Here is an 11678-nt window from a genome sequence, read left to right as displayed (position 1 = left end):
ATTGTTTGCAAGCAGCTACTAGAATGCCAGTAGTTCATCACGGCTCACAAATCCGCCTTAAGTTAGCGCCATTCGGGTCAGTCCCCGCATTGAAACATAATCTCGTTGACTTGTGAGGCTGGGGCGGTTTGTTTCGAGCCCGTGGCCCGCCCGTTGCGCTTCCAGTATCCCGGAGCAGTGTATCACTTGATGGCCCGTGGTGACGGCGGGAAGAGCATCTTTGAAAGCGATGAAGACCGCGCGGTGTTTATCGCCCGCTTGGGTGAGGCGTGCGCAAGCCATGGCTGGCGGGTGCATGCGTGGGTCTTGATGAGCAACCATTTCCACCTGCTGTTGGAAACCCCTCAGCCGAACCTGGTGACGGGGATGAAGTGGCTGCTCGGCACCTTCAGCCAAGGTTGGAACCGTGCGAGAAAGCGTCGTGGCCATGTCTTCCAAGGGCGCTACAAGTCGGTGCCAGTGAACTCGTCGGACGCGGATCCCTACTATTTGCGCATCGTGGCGGACTACATCCATCTCAATCCCGCTCGGGCCAGCCTAGCCGGTGGGAAGAAGGGTGAGTTGGCAGCCTACCGCTGGAGCAGTCTGGCGGCCTATGCCACCGGGAAGGCTCCGGCGTGGCTTGAGATGGAACGGGTGTTGAAGGCATTCGAGCTGGCCCGCGACGGTCGTGGCCGGCGCGCCTACGCGGCATGGCTGGAAGCCCGCGCCGCGAATCCCGGCGGTGCCATCGATGCCGCTGCGACGGCGGCCCTCAAACGCGGCTGGTATCTGGGGGAAGAGACGTTCCGCGATCGCTTGCTGTCGCTGGTGGAGAAAGTGAAAGTCGGGAGCAGCGGGCAGAGGAAGCGACGGAGGGGGGAGAGCGGCGACGCCCTGATGGCCCGCGATCACGGCGAGAGGGATGCGGAGCGGCTGGTACAAGAGGGAACTCGCCTGCTTGGATTGCCGGGGGAGCCGGGCGAGTTGGCGGGGCTGAAGAAGGGAGACGAGCGCAAGGCATTGCTGGCCGCCTTGGTCCGCAAGCGCACTGGAGTGGGGACCGACTGGATTGCCCACCGTCTGGCAATGGGCCATCCGGGCTCGGTAAGCCGCCTGATCGGGGTGGTGCGAAACGATCCGGCGCTCACCAAACGTCGCGACAAGATTGAAAGAATGTTACAATGCGGGGACTGACCCCATTCCACGCCGGCCAGCGACTCGCGAAGCCTGCGGATACCGGCTTGAAACCTGCGGCGGGCGGTGGCAAAGACGTGCGACGGAAAGTTGGCCAGGACGGGTTGTTGCTTCACAACTACAACTACCGTACTTCGGCCGGCTTTCCGTCACCCCTGCCGCCCGTAAAGTGGCTTAATCCCGTGCCATTCGGGACTGACCCCATTCAGATCAATGGTTTCTAATTATGAAAGCGATACTTTTGATTCTAATGGTGCTGGGTGTGAGTTGTCATCAATCGACAAATAACCAAAATAATGTTGAAGCTGGGGACCAAGTGTTAGTCAGTGGTAAATTACGGATTGTTGATCTTGATAAGAGTCGAATCACTGAATGGAGCGTTTCGGATCACTCGTTGGATAGTGATGTGAAAAGCATGTTTATTGCACTCGTTGGGCGCCTTGAAAAGGAAAGCCCGGTTGAGGTTCTCTCAGAGGGTGAAAAATTTGCCACTGCGACTTATATTAATTTTTCGATGAGTTCCGGCCGGTTGGTGTATTGTATGCCGAACTCGTTTGTCGTTAAAACCAATGCCGAAGTAAAAGAGTACAGCGGCGACGCCTTGTATAAGGCGGTGAAAAGGTGGATGGAGGAGGGGAAGATCAAAGTGCAAATTCGAGATGTGCCATATTCGGATGGAACTGTTTCTCCTCCGAGCTAGCGCATTTTTTTAAGTGGTTTCGTAGCCATTCGGCGTAAATGAACTCGCGCGCCAACCAATAGCGTTGGACGTGCCAACCTATTTTCGGAACGAAGTCTATGCGGCTTCCCGGCTACGAACACCCTGTTTGGCTGGCCCCGGCCGGAGACTGGGCAACGCGGCTACTCGCGTAACCGCAACGCGCCTCGTGACGGCTTCGGTGATGGCCGGCAGGAGGCGAGGGTGAGGTTCGCTTCGGTGGTGACTTCCGCGGTGTCACCACCGCGCCTACGCAGAGGCAATTGCCCTACTTCAGCGTGATCTTGCGGCCTTTGCCGGTTTCCCAAGCGTTCTTGACGCTCTTGTAGATGGCGTTGAGGTCGCGGAGGTCGAGGATGCGGTACTCGATCATGCCGGCGTGGCTGGTGGTGGGGTAGTTCTTCTGGGCCATTTCGTGGACATCGGTGCCGGCTTTCTGGCCGGCGCGGTCGAGGAGTTCGCTGCCTTTTTCCACGACCCGGCGGGCGGTGCCGGAGGCGGAGTTCTCGGCGACGGTGACGACGTGATAGAAGCGGGCGAGGCCGCGGCCATTGGTGTCGACGACGAGCTCATTGACGACCAACTGCCCGTCGAGGAGGTACTCGTGCATGCTGATGGAGGCGATGCGGTCAATGGCGACCATGTAGTGGCCGCCGGGGACGCTGGCTTGCCAGAAGCGCTTGTGGTCGTCGCTTTCCTCGGCCTTGGACTTCTCGTCGTCGTCGCCTTGGTTTTCTTCGGAGCCGCCGCCGCCAGGGGCGGGTTGCTGGGCGTAGGAGGGGGTGGCCAGCAGGAGGCCGGCGAAGAGGTAAAGGAGGGCGGTCTTTTTCATCGTGGCGGAAAGGTGAAGGGTGGCGTGGCGTTTGGCGAGTGTGGACGTTATTTCGGGAAAGTTAAGCATTGAGACGGGCGGTGTCCGTATTCTACGTTACGCCCCGTGGTTCGATTTCGTCCAAATGTGGCGGCGTTAATGGTGAAGCCGCAGGGGCAACTGCTCGTCTGCGAGCGCTGGACCATTCCCGGGGCCTGGCAGTTCCCGCAGGGGGGGGTGGACGACGGGGAGACGCTGGAGCAGGCGCTGTTCCGGGAGGTGAGGGAGGAGATCGGATTTTCGCCGCAGCACTATGAGCTGCTGAGCTACCGCACCGGCTACCGCTACCTCTACCCGGAGGAGGTGCGCTTCAAGAAGATGCGCAAGCATGGCTGCCATGGGCAGGAGCAGACCTACTACCATTGCCTGGTGAAGGCGGATGCGCCGGAGGTGAACGTGAACCAGCGGCCGCGGGAGTTCGGCGCCTACCGGTGGATCCTGCCGGAGGAGTTCGATCTGGACTGGCTGCCGGACTTCAAGAGGGACGTCTATCGGCAGGTGATGTTGGACTTCTTCGGGGTGCGGCTGTGATCCTGCAACTCTTGCAGGAATAGTAGTTCGGCTTGCTCCCTTGTCCGATTTTGGATGTCGTGGCGTGCAAGAAAAAATAAGAGCTGATGGAGATCCTCCCTGACCAGTCGCAGAGCGTCATCAAATGCAGGAATAGCCAGGGATTGGAGGTTCAGGCGAACCTGCTGCGCCTGACCCGCTACTCGGTGGTATTCGAGGTCTATAATCCCTATAGCATCCTCCAGCTTTCCGAAGTCCTTTCGGACTTCCGCATCCTGGCTAACAGGCGGTTGGTTTATCGCGGCAAGGCGGTCGTCAGCAACATCCTCAACACCGGTCTGGTGTTGGTCTGCGAGGCGGGTCTGGAAGATGGCTGGCAGGAGGTGGACTTCCTATCCGCCGTCAACGGCGAGGCCGATCTCGGCGCCCAGTTCACCTCCTTCATGTCGGAGTGGAAAGCTGCCAACCTCGTCCAGGATCCTTTCAAGGTTGCCGTAGCGGACATGGCAAGCGCCCTCGCCGGCGTGCAGCACTGGATGGGCAGCATCGACATCGGCATCCGCTCCACCGCCACCCGCAAGCGTGACGAACTGGAGCGTGAGATCTTCAGCAGTGTCCAGGAGAAGGTCTTGGAACAGATGATCCCCTCGATGGAAAATTTCGAGGATGTGGCGGACCAGATTGGCGAGGATGAGGTGCCCTCGCACAAATCGTACATCCGCCGCGAGATGCACCCGATCGTCCTTTGTTCGCCCTTTGTCTATCGCACTTACGCGAAGCCGCTCGGCTACGCGGGTGACTATGAGATGGTCAATATGATGATGCGTGATCCCTACGAGGGAGCGTCGTCATTCGCGAAGATGCTCAATTATGCGATTCTCAATACGGAGCCGGTGGTGGCCCACCGTAACCGCATCGATTATCTGGTGGAGATGCTGGACCGGGAATCCAACCGGCGCATCGGTAAGGGCCGCGCGCGCGCCTTCAACCTAGGCTGCGGCCCGGCGGAAGAAGTCCTGCGCTTCCTGCGCGAGCACGACGCCAGCGAGCTGATGGAGTTCGACCTGCTGGACTTCAACTCGGAGACCTTGGAATATACCCGCGAGCGCCTTGACAAGGTGCGCATGGCGGAAGGCAGGAATACCCGCATGCGCTTCATCCCGCGCTCCGTCCACCAGATCCTGAAGGCAGCAGCGCAACCCGGCGGCGACCCCGAGCTCGCGAACTACGACGTGGTCTATTGCGCCGGCTTGTATGACTACCTGTCCCAGCGCGTCGGCAAGCGCTTGGTCGAGTTTTTCTGCTCGATCGCCAACCCGGGGGGGCTAGTCGTCGTCACCAACGTCGCAGACACCAATCCACGCAAGGCATGGATGGAGTATCTGATGGACTGGAACCTGATTTACCGCAGCAAGGAGGAGATGCTGGACCTAGTCCCAGCCGGTCTTCCTACCAAGCGCGTGGAAGTGAAGTCAGACGCGACCGGGGTGAATCTCTTCTTGGAAATCGAACTGGCCGATGGCTGACGTCGCCACAGTGCCTTACATGTCGGCCGAAGGGGCCGAGCTGAATCAGGCCTTCAAGCGCTATGAAAACGGCGTGTTCGTGGGCAATGCCCGCCGTACCGCCCTGCTCTCCGCGCTTTTCATGCTCGCGGGGACCACGCTCGACTGGATGGTCTTTCCCGAGCAGGCGTGGCAATTTTTTCTGATCCGCGTCGTCGTCGCGCTGCTGCTCTGCGTGGTCTTTTGGATGCTCGGCAAGTTTTCCAGCGAGCAGTCCCGGCGCTTCATCGCGTATGGCCTTTTCATGGCGCCCACCGTGAGCATCTGCTGGATGATCGCGGTGACCGGTGGGGGGGAGTCGCCGTATTACGCCGGGCTTAATCTCGTGCTGCTCGGCCTTTCGCTTTTGCTGCGGAGCTCCTTCAAGGATTCGGTGGTAATGATCCTTCTCTGCCTGGCCTGCTATTTTGGCAGCGTTCGGATTTCGGAGCAACGCCCTGATCACCGCTGGCTCTTCAACAATTCGTACTTCCTTGTTGTCACCGCGGTCTTCGTGAGTGCGGGAAGCTATTTCTACGAGCGCCTGCGCTTCCGCGAGTTCGTCTTGCGCAAGGAGGTCGAGGATGCCCGGGGGCAACTGGAGGCGACCAACAAACAGCTGAGCGAACTGGACGAAGCCAAGACGCGGTTCTTTGCCAACATCAGCCACGAACTGCGCACGCCGCTCACCGTGATGATCGGCCTCACCGAGCGGCTCTCCGACCGCTTCAGGCCGAGCGCGGAGAAGGACGTGAAGGACATGCTCGCCATGACCGAGCACAACGGCCTGCGCTTGCTCAAGTTGATCGACGACTTGCTCGATCTGGTGCGCTTCGACACCGGCCACGCCGACCTGAAGCTCCAGTCCACGGATGTGGGTGGAATGCTGGATGGCCTGATGCAGTCGATGCGTCACCTCGCCGACCAGAACGGTGTGGCACTGGAGTGGCGATCCATGGGGCAGCAGGGGCACGTGATGCTCGACCGCGACAAGATCGAGAAGGTCCTGCTGAACCTGACCATCAACGCGATCAAGTTCACCCCGCCGGGTGGCAGGATCGACGTGGACGCGACTCGCGATGGCGATCGCCTGAGGATTTCGGTGGCCGATACCGGGGTCGGCATTTCCACGGAAGTGCTGCCGCGCATCTTCGAGCGCTTCTGGCAGGTGGACTCGTCTTCAACCCGCAAGTTCCAAGGAGCGGGCATCGGTCTGGCGCTGGTCCGCAGCCTGGTGGAGACGATGGGCGGCGGCATCGAGGCGAAGAGCACCGTCGGCGTCGGCACCCGCTTTGAAGTGGAGCTGCCAGTGGTGGCTTCGGACGTGCCTGCGTCGGCCGCGACGGACGTGGCGGGGGTCGAGAGCGGGAGACACATTGAAGAACTTCACCGCCGTGCTGCGCTTTCCGTCGCACGGCCGGCCGATACCGGTGAGGCGCCTGTCGCCATCCGGGGCATCGGCCGCTCGACGGCCTCGACCCGTCCGCTGGTGCTGGTCGCTGATGACGAGCCGGACATGCGCCGTTTCCTGGTGATGCAGCTCGACAATGTCGATGTCGTGGAAGCCCGTGACGGTGCGGAGGCGCTGGCGCTCGCCAAGCAACACGTGCCCGTGCTCGCCCTGATCGACCACATGATGCCGGAGATGGACGGCGTGGAGGTGTGCCGCGCGATCCGCGAGAATCATGCGACGCGCGAGATGCCGATCATCATGCTGACCGCCCGCGCGGACGAACAGACCAAGCTCCAGGCGCTTGATGCCGGGGCCAGCGATTTCCTGACGAAGCCCTTCTCCAGCACTGAGCTGGTCTTGCGCCTGCGCAATCAACTCGCGATGGCGGCGATCCGCCGCGAGCTGGCCGACCTCAATCGCGAGCTCGGGGCGGCCATGGAGAAGCTCAAGGAAAACGAGGTGCTGCTGGTGCGGAATGAAAAGCTCTCCGGGCTCGGACAGATGAGTGCCGGTATCATCCACGAGATTAACAATCCGCTCAACTACGCCCGCGCCGGACTGCATGCCCTGAACTCCTTCAAGCGCTCGCTCCCGGCGGACGATCATGAGGACTACGCCGAGATCGTCGGAGACGTCAGCGAAGGGGTGGAGCGTGTTGCCCAGATCGTGGCCGACCTCCGGCAATTTACCCGGGACGACGATCGCATCGGTGGCGAGGCCGACCTCGCGAATGTCGTCGAGCGCTCGCGCCGGCTGGTGAGCCACCAGCTCGGCGAGAAGATTGCCTTTACCTACAAGGGTCCGGAGCGAGCCTCTGCCACCGGTAATCCGAACCAACTGGTGCAGGTCTTCGTGAACCTTTTCCAGAATGCCGTGGATGCCATCCACCAGCGGCAGGCGGAGAACGGCGGCGACCCGGGACGCATCGACGTGGGCTTGCGCGCCGCAGCCGGCGGGTGGGAAGTCACCATCTGGGACAACGGTGCCGGCATCCCGCGGGAGATCCTTCACAAGATCTACGATCCGTTCTTCACTTCCAAGGATGTGGGCAAGGGGATGGGGCTCGGTCTCAGCATCACCCACCAGATCCTCGGCCGCCACGGTGCCCATATCGAAGTCGATACGAAGCCGGGCGAATTCACATGTTTCACGATTTTCTTTTCGCCTCCCGATCCAGATGTCGATGATGGCGACGCCGACCCCGAAACTCCCAGCGACTCCGAACCATGAGCGACTTCAACTACGACTATCAGCGCTATGCCATTCTCTTCGTGGATGACGAAGAGAAGACGCGGAAATACTTCCGTCGGCTGTATGGCGAAACCTTCCGCATCCTTGAGGCGTCGGACGGTGTCGAGGCGCTTTCCGTGTTCCGCGCCCACGCGGCGGAAATCGGCATCATCGTGACCGACCAGCGCATGCCGAACGAAACCGGCGTCGGCTTCCTGGCCAGGATTTCCGACCAGTATCCGGATGTGGTGAAGATCCTCTCCACCGCCTACTCTGACCTCGATGCGGCGATCAGCTCGGTCAACAAGGGAGGCATCTACCGCTACATCACCAAGCCATGGGAAGTTAGCGAGTTGGAGGTCACGCTGCGCCGTGCGATGGAGTTCTACCTGGTGAAGCGCGAACTGAACGGCCTGATGGGGTCCAAGCTGCAGGCGATGGGTAATGTCATCTACTCGTCGCGGCTCGCGGCCTTCGCGCTGGCCCCGCTGGCGGCCCGCTTGCCCGCGAAGCACGTGGCGGAAGCGGTTGCTTCATTCGTCCGGATCGGAGCCTTCGGCACGGCTGCCGGTGGTCGCAGTGGCACCATGGAGATGGGTGTCGATTCGTGGAAAAAGGTCCATGAGGAGCAGAAGAAGCTCGCGGGCGCCGTGGAGGAAAAGCTCAAGGCCGGTTTTGCCGGCAGCTCGCTGGGTGACCGCGTGAATGCCCTTGCGCAATCGCTGACGGGCGGTGAAGCCCTGGAGGTCACCGCGGATGGCGATGGCTTCGTCCTGAAATCCGCGAGTGATGCCTTCCCCCGTTTGCTCGCGGGCCTGCTCGGTCTCTCCCGCCAAGGCGGCGAGGAAGCGGTGCCGGTCCTAGCGGCCCTCATCGGTGTCTACGATGCCGGCGGTTCGGTCGCCCGCCAGCGCGGCGAGTCGCTGCTGTTACAAGTTCGTGCCAATGGTGCCGCGGAAGAAAGCTCGCCCGGGTCCGATGTGGGCCGCTGGCTGTTCGATGACGATCTGTTGATTTCTTCTGCATTGGGACTTCTCTAACGATAACTGGACTGCCTAGTCTGCTCGCCGTCCATCATGCCGGTTCCGGTGCGGGGACGTTGCCAACCCATGAAGCGTCCTGAACTCCAGATAGCCTATCGCAGCGGCCGCGTCGTTGCCATCCGGCCGCGTGAACTCGAACCCGAGCCACTTGGTCCGATCGCCCGTGAGACCGGCTTCAAGGTCTCGCCGCTGTGCGATCGCTTCGAGGTGTCTGAGCGCCAGCTCCATCGCATCTTCACTGACTCGCTCGGGATCAGCCCGAAGGATTGGCTGCGCCGTGACCGCATCGTTCAAGCGCGCCAACTCCTGATGGAGGGGATGGCGGTGAAGGAGGTCTCGGTGATCTTGGGCTTTCCGACGCCGAAGGATTTCAGCCGCGAGTTCCTGATCCTGCACGAGGTCACGCCGACGGAATTCCAGCGCCGTCACGATGCCGAGCGGGACCGGCGGTTGGAGTGAGGGATTGCTTTCAATAGCGGCACCCTGGGAGCGGGGAATTTACCCCAATGCCTTTAAGGATTGGACGCTCGGAGAGGGAATCGAGGATCAAGTTGGGATTGATTTACCGCGGATTGCGCGGATAGCACGGATGGAGAAAGTAGCACCGGGAGCAATAGCCGGGAGCTTGAAGGCATCTGGTTCGATATCTTCAATATCTCTTATTATCAGCGATATCCGCGTAATCCGCGGTGATGCTTTTTTCCAGTCCTTAAAGGCATTGGAATTTATCCCGCTTCGCACGGCCGGCGGCTCGACTGTTCGGGCGGAATGAATTCCTCGTTCCCAGTGGAGCCCGCTGCCGTTCGCGTCGGCTGCGACCGCGACGCGGCCACTTGAACTCAGAACCGGAACCGCACCGACGCGTTCACGGCGTGGTTGAAGGTCTCGTATTCGCCGTTGACCGTCGGATTGTAGTTGCCGGTGACGGTGCGTCCGCCGTTGTAGGCGAAGTGATAGCCGAGCGCCCAGCCGATCTTCTCCCCGCGGTGGCCGAAGCCGATGCTGCCGAGGTGGAGGTCGGAGTCGGGGTTGAGAGGGGTGAATGTTGCGTCCGGCGCGGAGTTCTCGCTGTAGATGTAGCCGGCGCTGACGAACCAGCCGTCGCCGAGTTGGCGGGTGACGCCGAAGTTGTACATGAAGGTCGACTCGTAGCGGAACGGGAAGGTCTGATTGCCGCCGAAGGTGCCGACGAAGACCGTGTCGTTCACTTGGTCCCAGTCGGTCCAGTCGAGGTTGAACTCGAAGTTCCAGTCGTCATTCGGCCGGAAGGAAACGCCACCGACGATGTACTGCGGGAAATGAAGCGAGGCATCGGTCGGTGTGCCGCCGCCGAAGGGCGGCACCGGCGCGGTGATCGAGCGGCCTTCGTAATCGATCTCGGTGGGCGACCGGTAGTTGAGGCCGAAGGACCACTCGTCCACCGGCTGCCACAACACGCCGAGATTGAAGCCGGTCGCGTAGCCATCACCCTCGACCTGGAACTGATCGAAACCGGGCAGCAGGCCGATGCGCCGCTCGAACCGGACCTCGGAGTAATTCAGGGTAAGGCCAGCCGCGACGGAGAGGCATGGCGTGATTTCGTAGGCGACCACCGGATTGACCGTGACGTAGGCCAACGCTCCGTCCTGCGCGGCGGTGGGGAAGGGGGTGTAGCGGCCGTAGTCGATGCCGAGGCCGTACGGCGCATACATCCCTAGGCCGAAGGACAGCGGCGAATCCGCTGGCGAGTAGGTGTAGTAGATCTGCGGGACCGCTTGAAAATCGGACTGGGTGCTCGCCGAGCCGCCACCAGCGGACTGGAATCCCACGTCGGTCGAAATGAGATAGACGCCCAAGCTCATGTCATGGCCTTCGAGCTGGGTGATTCCGGCCGGGTTATAATAGATGGCGGAGGGATTGTCCGCGGTGGCGGCGAAGGCATTTCCCCGCGCGATACCCTCCGGGTCCTGGTTTGGCAGGCGGTAGCCAACGGCGTGGGCCTGGGACAAGCAGGTGGCGGCAAGGGCGAGTGGCAGCAGTCGGGTTTGGTTCATCGCGATTCGGGAAAGCCGGTTTCAATCTCGCGCACCCAGCGCCGCATCCATTCGGCGGGAACTTCGGGCGCGGTGGTCAGGTCGGGGTGGACGTGCAGAGTGAGGCTGAGCTTCCCTTGGAAGGTCACACAGCCGGCCCCGATCAACTGGATGGAGAGCGTCGGCGGCGCGAACAGCCACGTGCCCTGGCAGTCAGGCGCATCGATGTGCTTGTCCGCGTCCCACACGCCCAGATTGGAAAAGCTGCCGAGATTCCACTGCGAGGTGGCCCGGTCAGTGCGGATCAGGTGGCGCTTCATCGCGGGCGAGGTGAAGCGGGTGGCGTCGAAGGCCTTCCAATTCGCGCAGTGCCGGCCCTTGGCCAGCGATTCGTAGATGTGGCGCTGGACGTCGCGGGCGCCTTCGGAGGCGAATACGCGGATTCCCACGTAGCTGGAATGGTTCGCCGTGTCCTGTGGCTGGTCCGCCTTGCCGCGCATGTTCACCGGCACCATCCAGGGGATGGCCTGCGAGGGGTCTTCCAGGTAGGGTCGCACCGCCCGGTCGAGGTATTTCAGCAGCATCGAATTCACCGTGACCTGACTGGTCCGGGCGGAGCGGCGGATGTCCGAAGTCTGCTCCTCGTCGAACGCATGCCACGCGACCGCGGGCGAAGGTGCATTGGTGGGCGAGGGCTGGCCGGCGGGAAGTTTCTTCCATTTCAGCCGCCGCCGCGGTGCCAGCAATTGCGGAATGGTGCGGACAAAAGCTCCCCAAGAAAGCGGCGCGGGGTGGGTGATCTGCGGAAGATCGTGGAGTTCCGCCCCCCGGTCGCGGAGCAGCTTGGCGAAGCCGCCGATGCCATCGACCTCGATGTGGGAGAGGAAATACCATTCCACCTCCTTGCTGCCCGGCTTGATGTGGCCGAAGCGGATCCCCACGAACTCGCCCATCGACTCCAAGGCCTCAAACCACGGTCGGATCGGATCGGAGGAGGAGGCTGGCCGGAGAGTGGCAGGCATTTAGGGTTTGCTTACTAATTCCGGCGAGTCGGAGCGACCAAAAAATACCTGCAAGTTTTACAGATCAGTCGCCCCCGCTCATTCGTTGGGGATCAAGCA

At 61.5% G+C, this 11678-nt stretch carries 10 protein-coding genes; 7 read left to right on the top strand and 3 right to left on the bottom strand.

The window, feature by feature from the left end; all coding sequences use genetic code 11:
- Positions 1-141: 141 nt before the first annotated feature.
- On the top strand, positions 142-1176 hold the full coding sequence (locus tag OKA05_RS28335) for a transposase (protein WP_264490596.1): 1035 nt from the start codon (positions 142-144) through the stop codon (positions 1174-1176).
- Positions 1177-1402: 226 nt separating this feature from the next.
- A complete protein-coding gene (locus OKA05_RS28330) occupies positions 1403-1876 on the top strand; it encodes a hypothetical protein (RefSeq protein ID WP_264490595.1) in 474 nt (157 codons plus the stop codon).
- A gap of 286 nt (positions 1877-2162) precedes the next feature.
- Here OKA05_RS28330 and OKA05_RS28325 read toward each other — a convergent pair whose 3' ends face one another.
- A complete protein-coding gene (locus tag OKA05_RS28325; protein WP_264490594.1) occupies positions 2163-2726 on the bottom strand; it encodes a hypothetical protein in 564 nt (187 codons plus the stop codon).
- A 105-nt stretch (positions 2727-2831) separates the two neighbouring features.
- Between OKA05_RS28325 and OKA05_RS28320 the strand changes: the two genes are divergently transcribed.
- The 5 genes from OKA05_RS28320 (at position 2832) to OKA05_RS28300 (ending at position 9004) form a co-directional block, all read left to right on the top strand.
- A complete protein-coding gene (locus OKA05_RS28320; RefSeq protein ID WP_264490593.1) occupies positions 2832-3296 on the top strand; it encodes an NUDIX domain-containing protein in 465 nt (154 codons plus the stop codon).
- An 86-nt stretch (positions 3297-3382) separates the two neighbouring features.
- Positions 3383-4801 (top strand): class I SAM-dependent methyltransferase, encoded by a 1419-nt coding sequence (locus OKA05_RS28315; protein WP_264490592.1) that lies wholly within the window; start codon positions 3383-3385, stop codon positions 4799-4801.
- Complete coding sequence (locus OKA05_RS28310) at positions 4794-7502, top strand: ATP-binding protein (protein WP_264490591.1); 2709 nt, start codon at positions 4794-4796, stop codon at positions 7500-7502. Before OKA05_RS28315 ends, OKA05_RS28310 begins: the two co-directional genes overlap by 8 nt.
- Positions 7499-8542 carry a response regulator gene (locus OKA05_RS28305; RefSeq protein WP_264490590.1) on the top strand — a complete coding sequence of 348 codons (1044 nt, stop codon included), beginning with the start codon at positions 7499-7501 and terminating at the stop codon, positions 8540-8542. Before OKA05_RS28310 ends, OKA05_RS28305 begins: the two co-directional genes overlap by 4 nt.
- Before the next feature lie 69 nt (positions 8543-8611).
- On the top strand, positions 8612-9004 hold the full coding sequence (locus OKA05_RS28300; protein WP_264490589.1) for a helix-turn-helix domain-containing protein: 393 nt from the start codon (positions 8612-8614) through the stop codon (positions 9002-9004).
- Between the two features lie 380 nt (positions 9005-9384).
- Here the strand turns inward: OKA05_RS28300 and OKA05_RS28295 are convergent, their stop codons facing one another.
- Both OKA05_RS28295 and OKA05_RS28290 read right to left on the bottom strand, forming a co-directional pair.
- Positions 9385-10578: an OmpP1/FadL family transporter gene (locus OKA05_RS28295; protein WP_264490588.1), complete on the bottom strand. Its 1194-nt coding sequence runs from the start codon at positions 10576-10578 to the stop codon at positions 9385-9387.
- A complete protein-coding gene (locus OKA05_RS28290; protein ID WP_264490587.1) occupies positions 10575-11579 on the bottom strand; it encodes a hypothetical protein in 1005 nt (334 codons plus the stop codon). The genes OKA05_RS28295 and OKA05_RS28290 overlap by 4 nt, the downstream gene beginning before the upstream one ends.
- Positions 11580-11678 lie beyond the last annotated feature (99 nt).

Origin of the sequence: Luteolibacter arcticus (assembly GCF_025950235.1) — a bacterium.
Taxonomy (GTDB): domain Bacteria; phylum Verrucomicrobiota; class Verrucomicrobiia; order Verrucomicrobiales; family Akkermansiaceae; genus Haloferula; species Haloferula arctica.
The sequence above is the reverse complement of the archived record's forward strand: the minus strand, read 5'-3'. Positions and strand labels throughout refer to the sequence as shown.